Raw genomic sequence first — 21,238 nt, 5'->3', positions numbered from 1 at the left:
CGACCGACGCACTTTAGAAAGAAGACGCACATGCTGCTCATCTCCTGCCCCAACTGCGGCTCACGCGACGAGACCGAGTTCCACTACGGCGGCCAGGCACACGTGGCCTACCCGGAAAACCCCAACGAGCTGAACGACCGCGAGTGGGCCGAATTCCTTTTCTACCGGGACAACACCAAGGGCGCCTTCGCCGAACGCTGGCTGCACAGCACCGGCTGCCGCCAGTGGTTCAACATGCTCCGCGACACCGTCACCTACGACATCCAGGCGGTCTACCCCATGGGCACGCCCCGGCCTGATGCAGCAGGCCGGGTGACCGCCGAAACCGGCACTGCCAGCACCGCCGCTGACAGCACCACCACCGGAAGCGCGGCGCCCAGCACGTCCACCACCAGCATCTCCAGCACCACCGCCCCGGAAGGAGCAACCCCGTGACTTCCCAGAATCCCGCAACTTCCCAGAACGCCCGCCTCGCCGCCGGCGGACGCATCGACCGCACCATCTCCTGGCGTTTCACCGTGGACGGCGAGGAATTCACCGGCCACCCCGGCGACACCCTGGCCTCGGCCCTGCTCGCCAACGGCCGCATCGCCGCCGGCAACTCGCTCTACGAGGATCGGCCCCGCGGCATCATGTCCGCCGGCGTGGAGGAGTCCAACGCACTGGTCAAGGTGGCTCCCCGCTTCCCGGGCCACGTGGCCGAGTCCATGCTCCCCGCCACCACGGTCACCCTGGTGGACGGCCTGAAGGCTGAGCTGCTCAACGGCCTGGGCAAGCTGGACCCGGCTGATGACCGCGCCGAATACGACAAGAAGTACGTCCACACCGACGTCCTGGTCATCGGTGGCGGCCCTGCCGGCCTGGCCGCGGCCCGCGAAGCCGTCCGCACCGGCGCCCGCGTGATGCTGCTGGACGACCAGCCCGAACTGGGCGGTTCCCTCCTGTCCGGGTCAACGGCGCCTGAACTGGCCGAGACCATCGAAGGCCGGCCCGCCCTGGAATGGGTGGCGGACGTTGAGGCCGAGCTCGTTTCCGGCGCCGAATCCACTGTCCTGAACCGCACCACCGCCTTCGGTGCCTACGACGCCAACTACGTCATCGCCGTACAGAACCGGACCGACCACCTGTCCTCCCCGGCCGCGTCCGGTGTGTCCCGTCAGCGGATTTGGCACATCCGTGCCAATCAGGTGGTCCTGGCCCCCGGCGCCCACGAACGCCCGCTGGTATTCGAGAACAACGACCGCCCCGGCATTATGCTCGCCTCGGCCGTCCGCAGCTACCTCAACCGCTTTGCGGTGGCCGCCGGGCAGCGGGTGGCCATCAGCACCACCAACGACAGCGCTTACGCCCTGGCCGCCGATCTCCGCGCCGCCGGCGTCAAGGTCGCGGCCGTTGTGGACGCCCGTCCGCAACTCACCGCAGTGGCTGCAGCCGCCGTCGAAGCCGGCACGCGGGTGCTGATCGGCAGCGCGGTGGCCAACACGTCGGCATCGGGCGATGGCCGGCTGGACGGCGTCACTGTCCGCAGCATTAGCGCCGACGGCGAACTCACCTCCGGCATCGAGAAGATCGCCTGCGACCTGCTGGCCGTCTCCGGCGGCTGGAGCCCGCTGGTGCACCTGCACTCCCAGCGGCAGGGCAAGTTGCGCTGGGATGACGAGCTGGCAGCTTTTGTGCCGAGCACCGCAGTCCGCAACCAGCAGATTGTTGGCTCCGGCCGTGGCAGCTTCGAACTGCAGGACTGCCTCGAAGACGGCATTTCGGCGGGAGCCTCGGCTGCCATCGCCGCCGGCTTCAGCACAAGCACCAAGCCTGCACCGCTCACCGAACCCAAGGCCTCCGCCCCCACCCGCCAGCTGTGGCTGGTTCCCGGCGAGCAGGGCACCCCGGACGAGTGGCACCACCACTTCGTGGACTTCCAGCGCGACCAGTCCGTGGCTGACGTGCTGCGTTCCACCGGAGCCGGCATGCGTTCTGTGGAGCACATCAAGCGCTACACCTCCATCAGCACCGCCAACGACCAGGGCAAGACCTCCGGCGTCAACGCTATCGGTGTCATCGCCGCAGCGCTCCGGACGGCCGGTGAAGCATCCCGCGGCATCGGCGACATCGGCACCACCACCTACCGGGCACCCTTTACCCCGGTGGCGTTCGCGGCCTTGGCAGGACGCCAGCGCGGCGAGCTGTTCGACCCCGCCCGCGTCACCTCGATCCACCCGTGGCACGTCGCCAAGGGTGCACTGTTCGAGGACGTGGGGCAGTGGAAGCGGCCCTGGTACTACCCGCAGGACGGGGAGGACATGGACACGGCCGTGCTGCGCGAATGCGCTGCGGTCCGCGAGTCCGTGGGCTTTATGGACGCCACTACCCTGGGCAAGATCGAGATCCGGGGCAAGGACGCCGGCGAATTCCTGAACCGGATCTACACCAACGCGTTCAAGAAGCTCGCCCCGGGTTCGGCCCGCTACGGCGTGATGTGCATGGCTGACGGCATGATCTTCGACGACGGCGTGACCCTGCGCCTGGACGAGGACCGCTACTTCATGACCACCACCACCGGCGGCGCCGCCAAGGTGCTGGACTGGCTGGAGGAATGGCTGCAGACCGAGTGGCCGGAACTGGACGTGCACTGCACCTCGGTGACCGAGCAGTGGAGCACCATCGCCGTCGTCGGACCCAAATCCCGCGCAGTCCTCGCGAAGGTGGCACCGGAACTCGCCGCCAACGGCGGACTGGAAGCCGAAGCCTTCCCCTTCATGACCTACCGCGAAACCACCCTCGCCTCCGGCGTCCGCGCCCGGGTCTGCCGCATCTCCTTCTCCGGTGAACTCGCCTACGAGATCAACGTGCCGTCCTGGTACGGGCTCAACACGTGGGAAGCCGTGGCAGCCGCCGGCGCCGAATTCAACATCACTCCCTACGGCACCGAAACCATGCACGTGCTCCGCGCCGAAAAGGGCTACCCGATCGTCGGCCAGGACACGGACGGCACCGTCACGCCGCAGGACGCGGGAATGGAATGGATTGTCTCCAAGGCCAAGGACTTCATCGGCAAGCGGTCATACGCCCGGGTTGACGGACAGCGTGAGGACCGCAAGCACCTGGTGAGCGTCCTGCCGGTGGACGGCGGAATCAGGCTCCCCGAAGGCACCCAGCTCGTGGAGAAGGGCCGTTCCACCAACCCCGCCTACGGGCCGGTCCCGATGGAAGGCTTCGTCACCTCCAGCTACCACTCCGCAGCACTGGGCAGGTCGTTCGGCCTGGCACTGATCAAGAACGGCCGCAACCGGATCGGCGAAACCCTGGTGGCAGCCGCCGGCGATCAGCTGGTGGACGTCGTCGTCGCCGAAACCGTACTTTTTGACCCTGAAGGGACCCGCAAAGATGGCTGAAACAGCAGCACCCGCAACCTCCTACGAGAAGAACCTCTCGCACCGCGTCAGCCCCGCTGCCCAGCTCAGGGCTGCGTTTGAAACCGGCTCCGTCCGGGGCCTGGCGGAACTGTCCGAAGTGGCCTTCCTGACCATGGTGGGCCTCCGGGTCAACCGCGACAGCGAGGCCGGGCAGCGGGTAGCCGCCGTCACCGGCGGCCTGCCCGCGGCGTGCGGCGCCGTGACCGGTTCCGGGGACACGAACGTGCTGTGGCTCGGGCCCGAAGAGTTCCTGGTGGTGGCGCCGACGGAAGCCCATGAGTCCCTCGGCGGCGACCTGGTCCAGGCACTCCGTGAGGCGCTGGCGGACGGCGAAGGCCAGGTGGTGGACCTCTCCGCCAACCGCACCACCTTCGAACTCACCGGGCCGCGGTCCCGGGCAGTCCTGGAGAAGGGCTGCTCCCTGGACCTGCACCCCCGCGTGCTGAAGGCCGGCACGGCGCTGTCCACCGAGGTCGGCAATATCCCGGTGGTCCTGTGGAAGACCGGCGAGGAGACCTTCCGGCTCTTCCCCCGCGCGTCGTTCGCCGACTTCCTGGGCCGCTGGCTCCTCGATGCAATGCGGGAGTACGCCTCCCCCGAGGTCCCCTAAATGGCCCTCAGCGTCCTGGACCTGTTCTCTGTTGGCATCGGGCCGTCGTCCTCACACACGGTCGGCCCGATGCGGGCAGCGAAGCTGTTCGCCGACGGACTCAAGGGCGACGGACACCTGAGCTCCACCAGGCGCGTGCAGGCCGAACTGTTCGGCTCGCTCGGTGCCACCGGGCGGGGCCACGGCTCGGACAAGGCAGTGGTCCTGGGTTTCAAGGGGCTGGACCCGGAAACCGTGGACACCTTCACCGCAGATGACCAGGTGGCCGCCGCAGCCCTCGACGCCGAACTGTGGGTGGGCGGGGACCACCGCGTGGACTTCAACTGGGACGAGGACGTGGTGCTGCACCGGCGCAAGTCCCTCCCAGCCCACCCGAACGGCATGACCTTTCGGGCGCTGGATCACGCCGGGGCCGTGCTGAGCGAACGGAGCTTCTATTCCATTGGGGGCGGCTTCGTTGTTGACGGGGATGCCGACGCCGGCGACAGAGTGGTTGCCGACGCCACAGTCCTTCCCTACCCGTTCAGCACCGCCGACGAGCTCCTGGAAATCTGCAAACGCGAAGACATGTCCATCTCGGACGTCATGCTGGCCAACGAACTGGTGTGGCGGACGGAAGCGGAACTGCGGGAAGAACTGCTGAAGCTGTGGTCCGTGATGCGCGAATGCGTGGACAACGGCTGCGCCGCGGAAGGCATCCTTCCCGGCGGGCTCAACGTCCGCCGCCGCGCGCCGTCGTTGTTCCAGACCCTGACGGCGGACACCGGCGTGACCGACCCGCTGCGGGCCATGGAATGGGTCAACCTCTTCGCGCTGGCCGTGAACGAGGAGAACGCCGCCGGCGGGCGGATCGTCACCGCGCCCACCAACGGCGCGGCCGGCATCGTCCCGGCGGTGCTGCACTACTACGTGAAGTTCGTCCCCGGCGCCAACGACGACGGTGTGGTCCGCTTCCTGCTGGCCGCGGCCGCCGTCGGAATCCTGTTCAAGATCAACGCCTCCATCTCAGGAGCGGAAGTCGGCTGCCAGGGTGAAGTAGGTTCAGCCTGCTCCATGGCCGCCGCCGGGCTTTGCGAGGTGCTGGGCGGCACGCCTGCCCAGGTGGAAAATGCCGCCGAGGTGGGGATTGAACACAACCTGGGCCTGACCTGCGATCCGGTGGGCGGGCTGGTGCAGATCCCCTGCATCGAGCGCAACGCCATCGCCAGCGTCAAAGCCATCAACGCGGCCCGCCTTGCCCTGCACGGCGACGGCAGCCACAAGGTATCCCTCGACAAAGCCATCAAGACGATGCGTGAAACAGGAGCCGACATGAAATCCAAGTACAAGGAAACCTCCCGCGGAGGCCTTGCCGTCAATGTAATCGAGTGCTGAACCATGACTGCCATCCAGACTGAAACATCCCTTTCCGAGCCGGCCACCACCGTGGAGCATGTCCTGACGCTGGACTGCAACGAGTCGCCGGGCATCGTCCATGCCGTGTCCGGCTTCCTGTTAAAGCACGGCTGCGACATCATCGACAACCAGCAGTTCGGCGAGCGTTCCGAGAAGCACTTCTTTATGCGGGTGCATTTCGCGTCCGACGGCGATGCCTCCACAGCCGACACGCTGCGGGCCGCTTTCGGTCCCGTTGCCGAAAAGTTTGGGATGCGCTGGCGGCTGGAGCCGCACGGCTCCAAGCGGCGCGTGCTGATCATGGTGTCCAAGTTCGGGCACTGCCTGAACGACCTGCTGTTCCGCGCACGCATTGGCGAACTGCCGGTGGACGTGGTGGCCGTGGTCTCCAACCACACGGACCACCAGGCGCTGGTGGAGTGGCACGGGATCCCGTTCTTCCATGTGCCCGTCACTGCCTCCACCAAGCCTTCGGCCGAGGCCCGGCTGTTGGAGCTTGTGGACGAGTTCGATGTGGAACTCGTGGTCCTGGCCCGGTACATGCAGGTCCTCAGCGACAACCTGACCCGCAAGCTGGACGGGAAAGCGATCAACATCCACCACTCGTTCCTGCCCAGCTTCAAGGGCGCCAAGCCGTACCACCAGGCGTATGCCCGCGGAGTGAAGACCGTGGGCGCTACCGCGCACTACGTCAACAGCGAGCTGGACGAGGGCCCGATCATCTCGCAGCAAACCGTGGAGGTGGACCACACGTACGGGCCCGAGGACCTGGTGGCCGCTGGCCGCGACACCGAGTGCAAGGCCCTTTCCAACGCGGTGCGCTGGCACTGCGAAGGCCGGGTCATCCTGCAAGGCAATCGGACCGTGGTGCTCCGGTAACCTCCGGACCCCCCATCACCTCCTGCACCCTTTCCCTCAACGCCCCATCACCTCCTGCAGCAAAAGCCGGAACCCTCTTGCACTCAATGCTTGAGGGTTCCGGCTTTTGTTGCGAAAGGTGATGGCGCATCCGCAGAGATCCCACAGAAGGTGATGGAGCGTTTGGGTTTTGAGTGCAGGAGGTGATGGCGCGTTGTTGCCTATTTGGGCTGAAGCGTGGCCAGGCGGGTGGCCAGGTGCAGGGCTGCCAGCCGACCGGTGCCGCGGGGATCTCCGCCGCAAAGGGAGAAGATCCGCTGCAGGCGTTGGTGCATGGATTGCCGCTCCACGTGCAACCCGCGCGCGGCCTGGGCTGTGTTGCAGCCGGAGTCCAGCCAGACCCGCAGCGTCTCCACCAATTGGGAGTGCCGCTGGGCGTCGTGCTCAAGGACGGCGCCCAGCTGCTGGCTGACAAAGTCGCGGCGCTGGGGCTCATCCATCGACTGGACGGCGAGCCGTTCCACGGCGAACGCCTGGGCATCAAGCACCTGCCCGGGTGCGGTAGCCGCTGACCTGGAACGGCCGACGTCGGCAGCAAGTTCCAGCGTAAGCCTCGCCTCCGAGAGGGACCACGGGGCAGATGATATGCCGGAAGCGATAGGCCCGACGGCGCTTACCGTTCCCTCCGGCACTTCCAGTGCCTGCAGGCCGGCCACGATTTTCTGCCTTTCATCCTGGACGTTGCCGGAGCGGAGGACACCCAGCGCCAGGAGCTCCGCGTTGTCCGCGTAGCTGGCGCCGTGCTGCCCGCCGGGATCGAGCAGGCGCTCCACATCTTTCCGGAGCTGCTTGGACGCAGGCGAACGGACAACCACCGCCATCACCTGCGAAGCAACCGGAATTCCGGCGGCGGGAGCCAGCTCTTGGAGCCGCCAGTTTTGCTTGCCCGAGTCAATGGCCCGGATCAGGGCAGCGCCGGCCATCTCCTTCAAGCCGGGAGGCATGCGCTGCAGCAAGGCAAGGGCAAGAATGTCCACGGAGCGGTTGGCAGCAATCCTCGCGAGGTTCACGTCAGCCTCCCCGCGGACATGGAGCGTAAGCCGGGCAGACGGAATCCCCCGCACCGGCACCTCCACGTAAACGGTCTTTCCAACGTCCGCCGCGTCTTCACCGGAGGGAACCGGCTCCGAATCATCAAGGTGCCCGTTCGGTTCCGCACTGGCCAGGGTGATCCCCGCCGTCGACGTGAGCACCACCTCCGAGCCGGTGGCCGCAGCAAGAACGGCAAGAATCCGGTCGAGGCCGCTGCCGTGTGCGAGCTCCACCGCCATCGCATGGCTGGCCTGGTCGGCCTGCTGCAACTGGGCCGCGGACTGGCTGACGAGCTGTGAGTTGACCGCCTCCATGACCCGCACAAAAGGCACCACACGGCGGAGCTCGATCAGCGGAAGGCCCGCTTCCTCAGCAGCCGCAATCATCGAGGAAGGAATAGAGGGCAGCACGCTCCCGGTCTCCACGGCGAGCGCCGCCACTCCGCGCTCGGCCAGGTCACGGATGTAGCTGGTCCGGCGTTCATCGGAAGCAGACGCCAAGGCCTGCCCGCCAGTCAGCAGCAGCTCCCCGCCGCCCAGCAGTGAGGCAATGTCCAGGACCTCGCTGGAGTGGATCCAGCGGAGCTGCGTCTGCGGAACAACACCAGCGGCTGCACGGACAACGGGGTCGGCGGCAATAACTGTGGAATGCCGAAGGACATCTTCCAAACGAACTGGCATGACGCTCCGTCACATAGAAGGGGAAAGCTCAAGACACATTGTAGATGGTGCATGTGGTCCCCGACACATAATCTTGAAGAATCCCCATCCCCTCAACGAAGAGGCCTCGATGCAACAACAATCTACAAGCCCGGGAGTCGATCAGTCCGCCCACGCGGAAGACGTCGAAGCCTGGCTTCAGCCCATTCCCGAGTCCCAGCGCACGCACAAAGTTTCTGGCCAGTTCTGGATCTGGGCCGGGGCCAACCTGGCACCCATCAACTGGGTGCTGGGCGCCCTCGGAATCCACCTGGGGTTGGGCTTCGCAGACACCGTGACAGTGCTGGTGCTGGGCAACCTGATTGGCATGCTGCTTTTCGGCTGTTTCGTCCTGCTGGGCCAAAAGACCGGCGCAACCGGCATGGTGCTGGCCCGGGCCGCCTTCGGCCGGCGGGGCAACTACCTCCCCGCAGCCATCCAGGCACTCCTGGTGATCGGATGGTGCGCCGTCAACACCTGGATCATCCTGGACCTGGTCATGGCGCTCTTCGGCACACTCGGCTGGGTTGACCCAACGGCCACCAACTATGGCTGGAAGATTGCCGTGGCCACGGGAATCATGGCCGCCCAGGTAGCCATCGCCTGGTTCGGCTACAAGGCAATCGCTGCCTTCGAGAAGTGGACCGTCCCGCCAACTATCGTCATCCTCGCCGTGATGTCAGCAGTGGCTTGGTTCGGCATGGACATCAACTGGTCCTACGCCGGCCCCGCCGGCAACATCCTGGAAGGTTCCGAGCGGATCGCGGCCATGAGCGCGGTGATGACCGCCATCGGCATCGGCTGGGGCATCACTTGGTTCACCTACGCCGCCGACTACTCCCGGTTTGTCAGCACCCAAGTTCCCAAGAAAAAGGTCTATCTGGCGTCCGTCCTCGGCCAGTTCATCCCCGTCGTCTGGCTCGGCGTCCTCGGCGCAAGCCTGGCCACCAACAGCGGCGAAATCGATCCCGGCAAGCTCATCGTCCAGAACTTCGGTGTACTCGCCCTGCCCGTACTGCTGATGGTGCTGCACGGCCCCATCGCCACGAACATCCTGAACATCTACACCTTCTCGGTGGCCACGCAGGCACTGGACATCACCATCAGCCGCCGCAAGCTCAACCTGTTCGTCGGCGTCTTCTCGCTCGCCGCCGTCGTCTTCTTCATCTTCCAGGAGGACTTCGCAGCAGTCCTCGACGCCTGGCTCATCGGGCTCGTCGCCTGGGTGGCTGCCTGGGGCGGCGTGATGCTGGTGCACTACTTTTGGATCGACAAGCGCTGGCCGGGCAATCCGGAAAGGCTGTTCGACGCCGTCGGCACCAGGCGGCTCCCCGGCGTCAACTGGGCGGGCGTCACCTCGCTCCTGGTGGGCATCTTCGCTACCTGGCTGTTTATGTACGGGCTCGTCCCGGCCATGCAGGGCCCCGTCGCCGTGGCCCTGGGCGGCTGGGACCTGTCCTGGCTCGCCGGCGGCCTTGCCAGCGCCACCAGCTACGCCATCCTGGGCCCGAAGATGCACCGCAAATTCATCGAGTCCACGCAGGCCCCTGCAGCCCACGGCCAGCTGCCCACTGAGCTGACGGGCGCCGCGGCGCAGCCCGGCACGTCCGCCGCCCTCTGATGCCACCTCCTGAATCCCGCTCCCCGAGCCGCAACGCTAGGACAACCATGACTCTTGAAGCATTCCCCGACTCCGCCCACCCGATCACCTGGCCCGAAGGCAAGCGCGCGGCCGCATCCTTCACCTTTGACGTCGATGCTGAATCGTGCACCATCGCCCACGATCCCAAGAGCACCCGCCGGATGTCGCTCATGACGCACCAGTCCTACGGGCCCAAGGTGGCAGTCCCCCGGCTGCTGCAGATCCTCCAGCGGCAGGATATCCGGGCCACGTTCTTTGTCCCCGGATTCACGGCGGAGTGCTACCCGGACACCGTCCGCCGGATCGTCGACGCGGGGCACGAGGTGGCCCACCACGGCTACCTGCACGAACCAATGCAGGGCATCGATGCTGAGACGGAGGCCCGCTACATTGACCGCGGCCTGGAGGCACTCGCCAAAGCCGCCGGCGTGGAGCCCGTTGGCTACCGGGCACCCTGGTGGGAGCTGAACTGGCACTCCCCCGGCCTCCTGGCGGACCGCGGCTTCCTCTACGATTCAAGCCTGCTCGACGGCGATGCCCCCTACCGCTTCAGCGTCGCCCCTGGTGACAGCCGGGACATCGTGGAAATCCCGGTCGACTGGGCACTGGACGACTGGGAGCAGTACGCGTTCTATCCCGGCGTGACGGGCAGCGGCGTCATCGAGAGCCCGGCCAAGGTCCTGGAGATGTGGACGCTTGAGGCAGAGGCACACCACGCCCAGGGCAGCTGCTTCGTCCTCACCAACCACCCCTTCATCTCCGGACGCCCCTCGAAAGCCGTGGCGCTGGAACGGCTGATCGAGCGGGTCAAGGGGATGGACGGCATGTGGGTGGCCACCATGGAAGAGATCGCCGAACATACGCGCAGGACGGTCCAGGAGGTCCACACGCACGCACGGATCGAGGTGCCCGCCTTCCCGGATACGGGAGCAAAGTTCACGCCGTCTGCGGTACGCGAGTCCAGGCCGGCCGCGGCGGGCAGCTGAACCCGGTCCGGCGACATCCAACAGCAACACCAGTGGAGCGGTACCAGCCCGATGCAGGGGCGGTGCCGCTCCACTGGCGCTTAAGAACCCTTGTTCGCGGGAACTTCCGCAGCCCCGCCAAGCCAGGATCCGCCGTCGTACGCCCTGGTTCTGTGTCTTCCCAAGACGTTCCATAACGCTGCGCTACGTCCTGTTGAGCCTTCGCGACGCCCCGTGAACGCCCGCTACAGGAATGATTGTGGCGCTGCCGGGTGCTCCGTAATCTCATCTCAGCACCCGCCCCAGCAAAGGAATCCCCAATGTCAGACCCCTCGAACCAGAGCCCCACGAACCAGGAAGGCTCCACCCGCATCGTGGCCGGCCAGTCCAACACACCCAAGCGTCCCCTCGGCCTGAAGATCGGCATCGCCGCCGGAATTTTGGCGCTGGTGGGCGGTGGCGCCGCCGTCGCCTCCGCCGTCAACAGCGGCACTCCCGCTGCTGTCCAGGAGACAGCTTCCGCCGGTAACCCAGCTGCTGAGCTGAAGCTCGGCTACTTCGGCAACGTCACCCACGCCCCTGCCCTGGTCGGCGTCAGCCAGGGCTACATCGCCGACGAGCTCGGGGACACCACGCTGACCACCCAGGTGTTCAACGCCGGGCCTGCCGCCATCGAAGCACTGAACGCCGGCGCCATCGATGCCACCTACATTGGCCCGAACCCCGCCATCAACTCGTTCGCCAAGAGCGGCGGAGAGTCGGTCAACATCATCGCCGGTGCTGCGGCAGGCGGCGCCCAGCTGGTGGTCAAGCCGGAGATCACCTCCGCGGCCGACCTTAAGGGCAAGACCCTTGCCTCCCCGCAGCTCGGCGGCACGCAGGACGTAGCCCTCCGCGCCTGGCTCACCGCGCAGGGTTACAAGACCAACGTGGACGGCAGCGGCGACGTGGCCATCAACCCCACCGAAAACGCCCAGACCCTGAAGCTGTTCCAGGATGGAAAGCTCGACGGCGCGTGGTTGCCTGAGCCCTGGGCCTCCCGCCTGGTGCTGACCGCCGGCGCGAAGGTGCTGGTGGATGAAAAGGACCTCTGGGACGGCTCGCTGTCCGGCAAGCCGGGCGAGTTCCCCACCACCATCCTGATCGTGAACCAGAAGTTCGCTGCCGACCATCCGGACACCGTCAAGGCGCTGCTGAAGGGTCATGTGAAGTCCGTTGAGTGGCTGAACAAGGCCGCCGACGGCGAGAAGGCCAGCGTCATCAACGCGGCGCTCAAGGAAGCTGCCGGCGCCGAGCTGAAGGCCGACGTGATCGACCGGTCCCTGAAGAACATCGTGTTCACCGTGGACCCGCTCGCCGGAACCTACCAAAAGCTCCTGGCCGACGGCGTGACTGCAGGCACCACCAAGCAGGCCGACATCAACGGCATTTTCGACCTGACCGCGCTCAACAGCGTGGCCGGCGAGAAGACCTCGGCCGCGGGGCTGGGCAAGGAGTAGGGCTCCCACGAAGCATATGACGAAGCGCCGGAACTGATGCCAGTTCCGGCGGTTCGTCCGCATTTTGACTATCAGCGGGACAGATAGTTGATATCAAAAAGCTCGTCTTCCCCAAATATATGAAGTGCCTCACAGTAGTTACAGGACCTGCACCAAACCGACCGCAGCCAGTAACCAGAAGGACTTCAACGTGGAAACTCCCCTCTCCCATCTTGCCCACCTCGAGATCACCACCCCGGACGTCGAAGCCTCGGCCCGGTTCTACGAGGAAAAGTTCGGCATGCGCATCATCGACCGCGTGGACGGCAACGTCTACCTGCGCTGCTGGGGCGACTACTACCGCTACAGCCTGGTCATCACCGAAGGACCGGAAGCATCGCTGGGCCGGATGGCCTGGCGCACCAACTCCCAGGCAGCGCTCGAAGCCGCAGCCCAGCGCATCGAGGCCACCGGCGTTCAGGGCACCTGGACTCCCGGCGGCCACGGCTTCGGCAAGGCCTACGAATTCACCGGCCCCTACGGCCACCACATGCGCCTCTTCTACGAGGTGGAGAAGTTCGTCGCCGAACCCGGCTTTGAATCCACCTACCCGGACCGTCCAGAGCGCCGCAGCAGCCACGCCGCCGCGCCCCGCTTCCTGGACCACGTCACGGTGGCATCCTCCGATGTCCGCGGTTTCGCCAAGTGGTACAACGAAGCCCTCGGCTTCCGTGTGATGGCATTCGTTGACCTGGACGAAGCACCCATCACGGTCTTCTCCGTCCTCACCACCAACGAAAAGTCCCACGACCTCGGCGTCGTCCTGGACACCTCCAGCCGTGCCGGCCGCGTCAACCACATCGCCTTCTGGGTGGACGCCACCGAAGACCTGCTCCGCACCGCAGACGTCATGATGGAAAACGGCACCCCCATGGAATACGGCCCCTCCATCCACGGTGTGGGCGAGCAGAACTTCCTGTACTTCCGCGACCCGTCAGGCCTGCGGGTGGAGCTGAACTCAGGCGGCTACCGCAACTACGTCCCGGACTGGGAAGCCAACACCTGGAAGCCCTCGCTCGGTTCCAACAACTTCTACAAGAACGGCGCCATGCCGCACTCCATGACGGAATCCTTCCCGCCGGCCGAGGGCTTCACCGCCACCGAAGAAGGCGCTTCCCCCGCGATGAAGGAAGCCCTCCTGAACCCTTACGCCAAGCAGGGTCGGGGCTAAGACACCATGGCTGAAGTTACGTACTCACTCATCCGGTTCCAGGAAGCCGGTGACAGCAAGGCCCGCGCCGGCCTGCTGGTCGGCAGCCGGGTCCTGCCGTTGGACGGGGACATCAATTCCCTGATCGAGCACTGGGGCACCACCGAAACGCAGCTCGACGCCCTTGCCGCTTCGGCCGGCGAGGATACCGGCCTGGCGTTGGCCGACGTCGAGGTCCTCGCCCCGGTGGAGCCGGCCCAGGTCCTGCAGACCGGCGCGAACTACCGCAAGCACGTGATTGACCTCGCCGCAGCCCACCGCGAACCGGGCCAGGACGAAGAGGAAGTGCGCGCCAAGACCGCGGCCATGATGGACAAACGCGCAGGCCAGGGCACGCCGTACTTCTTCATCGGGCTCCCGACGGCGATCGCGTCCGCCACGGACGAGCTCACCCTGCCCGCCTACTCCAAGTCCCACGACTGGGAGCTGGAACTGGCGGCGGTCATCGGCAGGACGGCGTTCCGGGTCACCCCTGAGGAGGCCCTGGAGTACGTGTTCGGCTACACCATGGTCAACGACATCACCACGCGCGAGTACGTCTTCCGAAAGGACATGCCGGCCATCGGCTCGGACTGGTACCGCGCCAAGAATGCCCCGGGCTTCCTGCCCACCGGTCCGCTGCTGGTGCCGGCCAAGTTCTTCGGCGACCCGCAGGACGTCCAGGTCACGTTGAAGCTCAACGGCAAGGCCATGCAGGACGAATCCACCCGGGACATGATCTTCGGCGTGGCCAAGCTCGTCAGCGAAGCCTCCCAGATCATGCCGCTGCGCCCGGGCGACCTGGTGCTGACCGGCAGCCCGGCCGGCAACGGACAGCACTGGGGCCGGCTGCTCCAGGACGGCGACGTTATGGAAGGCACCATCACCGGACTGGGCACCCAGCTGATCCACTGCAAGGACGAAACCACAACAGAAGGTGTCCAGTGACCACCCAGGACACTGCATTGACCACCGGCACCGGGGAATCAACTGATTCCCCGGTTATCCGGCGTGAGGATCCGCTCGGCAGCATCCGGGCCATGGCGCAGGCCCACAACAACTGGGGCCGCTGGGGCCAGGACGACGTCCTGGGTACGCTGAACTTCATCGACGCCGCCAAGCGCGTCCAAGCCGCGGCACTGGTCAAGACCGGTGAGGCGTTCTCGCTGTCCCAGCCGTTCGACACCAACGGCCCCCAGAAGGGCTGGCGCCGGCGCACCAACCCGGTGCACACCATGACGGACACTGGCGTGGACGCCGAACGCGGCAACCAGGGCTTCCCGCACGGCTTCGGCGGAGCGGACGACGTGATCGCCATGCCGCTGCAGTGCTCCACCCAGTGGGACGGCCTGGGCCACATCTTCGACCAGGGCAAGGCCTGGAACGGCCGCGCCGCCGGCGACGTGGTCACCTCCGAGGGCGACCTGGTAACCGGCATCGAGACCGCCGCGGCCAAGATCGTCACCCGGGGCGTGCTGCTGGACGTCGGCCGGGCGCTCGGCCCCGGGCTGGGAAGGAACGACGGCGAGCTGCCGGACGGATTCGCGATCACCCCGGAACACCTGCAGCGGACCATCGACCTCCAGGGTCCCAGCTCAACCGTGGGCCGGGGCGACATCGTGATAATCCGCACCGGCCAGTACACGCGGGTCCGCCGCGACGGCTGGGGCGACTACGCCGGCGGGTCGGCTCCGGGGCTGTCCTTCACCACGGCACCCTGGCTGCACCGCAGCGAAATCGCCGGAATCGCCACCGACACCTGGGGTTTCGAGGTCCGTCCGAACGAGTTCGACGCCGCCTTCCAGCCCCTGCACCAGATCGCGATTCCCAACCTTGGCCTGTTCCTGGGCGAGATGTGGGACCCGGACGGGCTGGCCGAGGCGTGCGCGGCGGACGGCAGGTACGACTTCCTGCTCACCGCGGCCCCGCTCCCGATTACGGGGGCAGTCGGATCGCCGGTCAACCCGATCGCCGTCCGGTAGCTTCAGTTAAAACAGCAACAACCACCAGCAGTATCGCCGTCAATACAAAGGAGTCAGCGATGGCAGCAGTACAGAACGTCGGAATCGTTGGGGCGGGAGCCGCCGGGCTGGCCGCAGCCATCCTCCTGGCCGACGCCGGAATCCAGGTCGAAATCCTCGAAAAGGCGGACGCCCCGCAGACCCTCGGGTCCGGCATCACCCTGCAGGGCAACGCCCTGCGGGTGCTCCGCCAGCTCGGCGTCTGGGATCAGGTGGAGGCGAAGGGCTACGGGTTCAGCACCCTGGGCCTGCGCGCCCCGGACCCCGCCGGCACCGTCATCGCGGTCCTCGAGGACATCCGTACCGGCGGCGAGGACGTTCCCGCCACCATGGGCATGTACCGCCCGGACCTCACCGCCATCCTTCACGAACGTGCCGAGCAGGCCGGTGCCCGGATCAGCTACGGCAGGGCCGTCACCGGAATAACGGACGACGGCAGGTCAGTCACCGTGAGCACCGCCGACGGCGGCAGCGCCACGTACGACCTCCTGATTGGCGCCGACGGACTGCACTCCGCGGTCCGCAAGGCCATCGGCATCGACGTGGAACCCCAGCCCACCGGCATGGGCATCTGGCGCGCCTTCGTGGAACGGCCCGAAGAGGTGGTCCGCACCGACCTGACCTACGGCGGACCCTGCTTCATCGCCGGCTACTGCCCCACCGGCCCGGACACCATCTACGCCTACCTGGTGGAGAAGGCCCAGGAGCGCAAGCACGAGGACGGTCCCCGCATCATGGCCGAACTTGCGGCGGCCTACGGCGGGCCGTGGAACGAGATCCGCGCCAACCTGGACCACAGCGCGCGCATCAACTACACCTGGTTCACCACGCACCTAGTGGATGGGCCGTGGAACCGCAGCCGCACCGTGATCATCGGGGACGCAGCGCACAGCTGCCCGCCGACGGTTGCGCAGGGTGCAGCCATGGCCCTGGAAGACGCCGCGGTGCTGGCCGAGCTGCTGATCCAGGCTGACCACCTCACCGAGACCCTGTGGAAGGAATTCACCGACCGCCGGCTGGACCGGGCCAAGGCAGTAGTCACCGCTTCCGTCCAGCTGGGCCAGTGGATGCTCGACGGCGTCCGCGACGCCAACGTGCCCGGCCTGATGAACTCGCTGTCCACCATGCTGAAGGAACCCGCATGAGCACCGATTCTGTTCAAGCGCCCACCGTGGATGTCCACGCCCACATCCTGCTTCCGGCCCTACAGCAGTTGGTGGCCGAGGCGGATCCCGAAGGCTTCGGTGCCCAGCAGGCGCTGGAAGTCCGGCGCAACGGGCCGGAGTCCATGGCCGCGTCGGGCAGGATGATCAAGGAGCGCTGGCCGCAGCTGACGGACCTGGACCGGCGGCTCGCGGACATGGACGCCCAGGGTGTGGATGTGCAGCTGGTCTCGCCGTCGCCGTCGCACTTCTACTACTTCGCCGGGGAAGAACTGGCCCTGGAACTGGCCAAGGCTGCCAACCAGGCGGTGCGGGAGTTCGTGGACCGCGCACCGGACCGGCTCAACGGCCTGGGCCTCGTCCCGCTCCAGCACCCCGCGCTGATGGTCGAAGCCCTGGAGCACGCCGTGCTGGAATGCGGTCTGCTGGGGGTGGAGATCGGTTCGTTCGCCGCCACCCCCGAGGACCCGGAACGCAGCACCGTGGAACTGTCCGACCCCCGGCTGGAGCCGTTCTGGAGCCGGGCCGAGGAGCTGGGCGCTCTGGTGTTCCTGCACCCGTTCGGCTGCTCGCTGGATGAGCGGCTGGACCGCTTTTACCTCGCCAACACCGTTTCCCAGCCTGCCGAGAATGCGGTGGCCCTGTCCCACCTGATCTTCAGCGGCGTCCTGGACCGGCACCCGGAGCTCAAGGTTGTGGCGGCGCACGGAGGCGGGTACCTTCCCACCACGCTTGGCCGCTCGGACCGCGCGTGGAAGGTCCGGCCCGAGGCACACGGCTGCGCCCAGCCGCCGTCGTCCTACCTGAAGAAGCTGTATTTCGACTCGCTCGTCCACAGCCCCGCTGAACTGCGGGCTCTCGTGGCCGCCGCGGGGCCGGAGCAGGTGCTGCTCGGCTCGGATTACCCGTTCGACATGGGATCGGACCTCCCTGTGGACGAGATCCAGGCTGCCGGACTCCCTGCCGAGGACGAAGCTCAGATCTTGGGCGGCAACGCACGCACGCTGGGCATCACCGCGGCGGCCGCCCTGACCTCCCGCCCCTCTGTTTAAGGAACACTTCCATGGTCAAGATCGCACGCTGGAACCACGACGGCGGGACGCAGTCCGGCTTCGTCGACGGCGCAAACTGCTACGCGCTGCCCGCCAGCCAGGGGGTCCAGACCCTGCTGGACGCCGGACTGGATGAAACCCTGCGCGTTGCCCGGGAAACCGTAGGTTCCGCCCCTGCCGTTCCACTGGCGGAGGTGCAGCTGCTCGCCCCCCTGGAGCCCGCAACCATCCGGGACTTCGTGGCGTTCGAGGAACACGTTGAAGGCGTGCGGAAGAGCATCGACGGCGTGGCCGGTGTGGTGCCCGAGTGGTACGAGGCGCCCACCTTCTACTTCACCAACCCGCACACCGTGACCGGCACCGGCGAGGTAATTGGTATTCCAGCGGGCTGTACGGACCTGGACTTTGAAACGGAAGTAGCCGCCGTCGTCGGACGCGTCCCCGGGAGTGACGGCAGGAACCTGACCGCGGAGGAGGCGCACCGGCACATCTTCGGCTACACCGTGCTCAACGACTGGTCTGCGCGGGACCTGCAGCGCCGGGAAATGAAGGTCAGCCTGGGCTCGTGCAAGGGCAAGGATTTCGCCAACACCCTGGGCCCCTGGATTGTCACGGCGGACGAGTTCGAGGACCTGCACGACACCGGAGGGTTCCTGCCGATCTCCATGTCCGTCCAGGTCAATGGAGAACAGATTGGACAGGACCTGCTCTCCAACATGGGCTGGCCGTTCGCCGAGCTGGTCGCCTACGCCTCCCAGGATTCGGTGGTGCGGCCCGGCGACGTGCTGGGCTCCGGCACCTGCGGCAGCGGCTGCCTCGCAGAACTCTGGGGACGGAATGGTTCCAAGACTCCCCCGCCGTTGAAAACAGGCGACGTGGTCCGGATGACGGTTGAAGGAATCGGCAGCATCGAGAACACGGTAGGTGACCGGCGCGAGGCTCTGACCCGTGTGCCTGCCCGGCACCGTCCGCGGAACCGGGTAGCCGCCGCGGTCAATTCCGGAATATAGGGTGATTTCGCTCCAGCTCGAGGGCCGGACGGTGGTGGTCAACGGAGCAGGGCAAGGCCAGGGTGTGGCGGAGGCGCGCCTGCTGGCGGAGGCCGGGGCGCGGGTGATCGCAACCGACCTGGCGGCGGAAATGCCGGCCGGGCTGGGCGCGGAGTCTTCGGCCTCGGCCGGTGCGCTGGGCGCTGGGCGGACTGTCGCAGGTCGCAGCCATGGAACTCGGGCCACGCGGGATAAGGGTGAACACCGTCCATCCGGGCTTCATCGAAACGCCCATGACGGCGGGCGCCAAGCCGGGGTTCCGGCAGGCGACCCTGGCCGAAACCCCGCTGGGACGAACCGGAAGCGTGCAGGAGGTGGCCGCCGTCGTGCTTTTCCTGCTCAGCCCGCTATCTTCCTTTGTGACGGGCGCCGAGATCCCGGTGGACGGCGGCCAGTCAGCCCATGGCGGTGCCAAGTCGATCTCCGATGCCCTGCGCTGACAGAAACCGGCGCTTCGCCCCCAACTGAGTCGCAGTTAATGTCGTTATGAGCACCCATAACGACATTAATTGCGACCTAGTTGGGGGGGCCGCGGGAATCAGCCCGGCAGCACCGCCGACCAGCCGCCGTCGACCATCAAGTTCGCCCCCGTCACGTAGGAAGCCTCGTCGGAGGCCAGGAACAGCGCGCACTTCGCCACATCTTCGGGTGCGCCGACCCGGCCCAGCGGGATGCTGCCGAAGGCGAGCGCGGCCGCCGTGCCCTGGCCGCTGGCCGTTCCGGTGGTGACGGCGGTCTTGCCGGCCAGGTGACGGCTGGAGACGGGCATAAAGAGTACTTCCGAAAGCGTATTTCTTCGACTTTCGCAGGGATGGGACTGACGGGGAATGGCCCTTTCGGCCTAGGTGGTATCCGCCGCGTGGATAGGTACAGCTTTCATCCATCAGCAGCGCCTGCGGCCGGCGCAACGGTGTCGCTGGCCAGAGCCTGCCGCCGACGGAAAATCTGGATTGCGATGGCTGTGGGGATCACGGCTAAGGCGGTGATCCGCATCCAGGGCCGGTCCAGGACATGACCTGTGAGAGCATCCAGGGAGAAGGGCCCGGAACCGCCAATAGTGAAGGCTGCTGCCGCCAGGCCCAGCACCGCCGGGTACTCGAGACCGCCCTCAGTGGCGAAGAAACCGTTCGGGGCGTGGACGCTGGCCGCGACGCCCATGGTGGTTGCAGCGGCGGCGCCGGCGGCAGGGGTGGCGAGCCCCAGTGCCAGGGCAAGCCCCGCTCCTGCTTCGCCTACGCCCGCCAACACGGCACTGGGTTTTGCGGGCCGGAACCCCATGGCGTGCATGCCCTTGCTGGTGCCTTCAACGCCTCCCCCGCCGAACCAGCCGAAAAGTTTTTGGGATCCGTGGGCGATGAGCACGCCTCCGAGACCGACCCGGAACAGGGTCTGCGCGGCGGCTGCCGCCTCAGGGCTGGTGGTTACATGGCTCATGACAGTCCTCCTGGGGGTTATCTGCGTACGCTGCCAGCTCGCGTTGAGCACGATTCTACGTCTGCGAAACGGCCCGGTCACGAGAGGAAGTATTAGGCAGGAACGCCCCTGCCGGCGGCTGGCACAGCCGCGGGTTTACGGGGTATCCGCCGCGTGGATAGCCACCGGATGCGCGTTGACGGGAAAGAGCTCGTGGAGCCGGGCGCAGGAGCGCTGGACCACTGACCGCAGCCACACGCTCGCCGGGTCCTCCGCCTGGGACGGGTGCCAGTACATGGCCTCCACCAGTGACGTTTCGGTCCCGCCGGAGAACTCCAGGACCGCGATGTCCGCGCCGCGCTGCGCCCGTCCGGCCAGCATCCGCGGGACGAGTGCCACAAGGTCCGTCCCTTCGACCAGGAGCGGCAGGGACAGGAAGCCGGCCACCACGGCCGCAACCCGGCGCTGGATACCCCGGGACTCGAACAGCTTGTCTGCCGGGGTGCTTATCCCCTCACCGAAATAGCCGACGGCGTGCGGCACCGCGCTCAGGTCTTCGAGGGTCAGGCGGGGCTGCTCGAGCAGCGGGTTGCCGGCGTCGGCAACGGCCACAAAACTGTCGCGGAAGAGCTGCTTGCTGGCTCCCTGCATCTGGTACCCCGTGGGCCCCACCAGCAGGTCGATCTTGGAGTAATCGCCCATCTGGCCCTGAAACCCGGAACCGGCGGTGGGAACGAAGTCCACGGAGACACCCGGCGCTTCTTCCCGCAGAATCCCCCGCAGCGGCCCCACTATCAGCGCCGCAGCGTAATCCGAAGCGGCGATAATGAACTCCCGCTCGCTGGTGGCGGCGTCGAACCCGGACCGCACGCGGGTCGCCCGCTGGATGTGAAGCATGGCTTCATCAACCAGCGGGACCAACGACTGCGCAAAGGGCGTGAGGTCATACGTGCGGCCGTTCCGGACCAGGAGCTCGTCGTCGAAATGGCGCCGGAGCCTGGCCATAGCCGCGCTGGTGGCCGGCTGGCTGAGCTGGAGCCGCTCCGCCGCCCGGGAGATGTTGCGCAGTTCCAGGAGGACCTGAAGTTGGGGCAGCAGGTTCAGGTCCAGGTTCTTCACGCTCATAGCCTAGCCATTAAT

At 66.8% G+C, this 21,238-nt stretch carries 19 protein-coding genes; 15 read left to right on the top strand and 4 right to left on the bottom strand.

Annotation, left to right across the window (positions count from 1 at the left end):
* The first annotated feature begins 30 nt into the window (after positions 1–30).
* The 5 genes from M1E07_RS21270 to purU are packed head-to-tail and all read left to right on the top strand — an operon-like array spanning position 31 to position 6,297.
* Positions 31–435, top strand: coding sequence for a sarcosine oxidase subunit delta (locus M1E07_RS21270; RefSeq protein WP_461188575.1), 405 nt, complete (start codon positions 31–33; stop codon positions 433–435).
* Positions 432–3,392, top strand: a complete 2,961-nt coding sequence (locus tag M1E07_RS21265; protein ID WP_461188574.1) for a sarcosine oxidase subunit alpha family protein — start codon at positions 432–434, stop codon at positions 3,390–3,392. Before M1E07_RS21270 ends, M1E07_RS21265 begins: the two co-directional genes overlap by 4 nt.
* Positions 3,385–4,023, top strand: a complete 639-nt coding sequence (locus M1E07_RS21260) for a sarcosine oxidase subunit gamma (RefSeq protein WP_461188573.1) — start codon at positions 3,385–3,387, stop codon at positions 4,021–4,023. Before M1E07_RS21265 ends, M1E07_RS21260 begins: the two co-directional genes overlap by 8 nt.
* The gene (locus tag M1E07_RS21255) at positions 4,024–5,397 is read left to right on the top strand and encodes an L-serine ammonia-lyase (RefSeq protein WP_461188572.1); all 1,374 of its coding nucleotides are present in this window, start codon (positions 4,024–4,026) and stop codon (positions 5,395–5,397) included.
* Between the two features lie 3 nt (positions 5,398–5,400).
* Positions 5,401–6,297 (top strand): formyltetrahydrofolate deformylase, encoded by an 897-nt coding sequence (gene purU / locus M1E07_RS21250; protein WP_461188571.1) that lies wholly within the window; start codon positions 5,401–5,403, stop codon positions 6,295–6,297.
* 200 nt (positions 6,298–6,497) lie between these two features.
* Here purU and M1E07_RS21245 read toward each other — a convergent pair whose 3' ends face one another.
* Positions 6,498–8,048, bottom strand: a complete 1,551-nt coding sequence (locus tag M1E07_RS21245) for a PucR family transcriptional regulator (protein ID WP_461188570.1) — start codon at positions 8,046–8,048, stop codon at positions 6,498–6,500.
* A gap of 109 nt (positions 8,049–8,157) precedes the next feature.
* On the opposite strand from M1E07_RS21245, the gene M1E07_RS21240 reads away from it, so the two are divergent.
* The 10 genes from M1E07_RS21240 (at position 8,158) to M1E07_RS21195 (ending at position 19,125) form a co-directional block, all read left to right on the top strand.
* A complete protein-coding gene (locus M1E07_RS21240; protein WP_461188569.1) occupies positions 8,158–9,687 on the top strand; it encodes a purine-cytosine permease family protein in 1,530 nt (509 codons plus the stop codon).
* A 47-nt stretch (positions 9,688–9,734) separates the two neighbouring features.
* The gene (locus tag M1E07_RS21235) at positions 9,735–10,694 is read left to right on the top strand and encodes a polysaccharide deacetylase family protein (RefSeq protein WP_461188568.1); all 960 of its coding nucleotides are present in this window, start codon (positions 9,735–9,737) and stop codon (positions 10,692–10,694) included.
* A gap of 299 nt (positions 10,695–10,993) precedes the next feature.
* Positions 10,994–12,172, top strand: a complete 1,179-nt coding sequence (locus tag M1E07_RS21230) for an ABC transporter substrate-binding protein (RefSeq protein ID WP_461188567.1) — start codon at positions 10,994–10,996, stop codon at positions 12,170–12,172.
* A 190-nt stretch (positions 12,173–12,362) separates the two neighbouring features.
* Positions 12,363–13,382 (top strand): VOC family protein, encoded by a 1,020-nt coding sequence (locus tag M1E07_RS21225; RefSeq protein WP_461188566.1) that lies wholly within the window; start codon positions 12,363–12,365, stop codon positions 13,380–13,382.
* Positions 13,383–13,388: 6 nt separating this feature from the next.
* Entirely contained in the window at positions 13,389–14,348 is a 960-nt protein-coding gene (locus tag M1E07_RS21220; protein WP_461188565.1) for a fumarylacetoacetate hydrolase family protein, read from the top strand.
* Entirely contained in the window at positions 14,345–15,382 is a 1,038-nt protein-coding gene (locus tag M1E07_RS21215; RefSeq protein WP_461188564.1) for a cyclase family protein, read from the top strand. Before M1E07_RS21220 ends, M1E07_RS21215 begins: the two co-directional genes overlap by 4 nt.
* 59 nt (positions 15,383–15,441) lie before the next feature.
* On the top strand, positions 15,442–16,566 hold the full coding sequence (locus M1E07_RS21210; protein WP_461188563.1) for an FAD-dependent monooxygenase: 1,125 nt from the start codon (positions 15,442–15,444) through the stop codon (positions 16,564–16,566).
* Complete coding sequence (locus tag M1E07_RS21205) at positions 16,563–17,636, top strand: amidohydrolase family protein (RefSeq protein WP_461188562.1); 1,074 nt, start codon at positions 16,563–16,565, stop codon at positions 17,634–17,636. The genes M1E07_RS21210 and M1E07_RS21205 overlap by 4 nt, the downstream gene beginning before the upstream one ends.
* An 11-nt stretch (positions 17,637–17,647) precedes the next feature.
* Positions 17,648–18,646, top strand: a complete 999-nt coding sequence (locus tag M1E07_RS21200; protein WP_461188561.1) for a fumarylacetoacetate hydrolase family protein — start codon at positions 17,648–17,650, stop codon at positions 18,644–18,646.
* A 209-nt stretch (positions 18,647–18,855) separates the two neighbouring features.
* Positions 18,856–19,125, top strand: a complete 270-nt coding sequence (locus M1E07_RS21195) for an SDR family oxidoreductase (protein ID WP_461188560.1) — start codon at positions 18,856–18,858, stop codon at positions 19,123–19,125.
* A gap of 98 nt (positions 19,126–19,223) precedes the next feature.
* Here the strand turns inward: M1E07_RS21195 and M1E07_RS21190 are convergent, their stop codons facing one another.
* The 3 genes from M1E07_RS21190 to M1E07_RS21180 form a co-directional block, all read right to left on the bottom strand.
* Positions 19,224–19,454, bottom strand: a complete 231-nt coding sequence (locus M1E07_RS21190; RefSeq protein WP_461188559.1) for an SDR family oxidoreductase — start codon at positions 19,452–19,454, stop codon at positions 19,224–19,226.
* Between the two features lie 107 nt (positions 19,455–19,561).
* Positions 19,562–20,119, bottom strand: a complete 558-nt coding sequence (locus M1E07_RS21185) for a DoxX family protein (RefSeq protein WP_461188558.1) — start codon at positions 20,117–20,119, stop codon at positions 19,562–19,564.
* Between the two features lie 135 nt (positions 20,120–20,254).
* Positions 20,255–21,217, bottom strand: a complete 963-nt coding sequence (locus tag M1E07_RS21180; protein WP_461188557.1) for a LysR family transcriptional regulator — start codon at positions 21,215–21,217, stop codon at positions 20,255–20,257.
* Positions 21,218–21,238: the final 21 nt, after the last annotated feature.

This window comes from Arthrobacter sp. Z4-13 (assembly GCF_054792705.1).
Note: the sequence above shows the minus strand (reverse complement) of the source record. Positions and strands in the feature narration are given on the sequence as shown.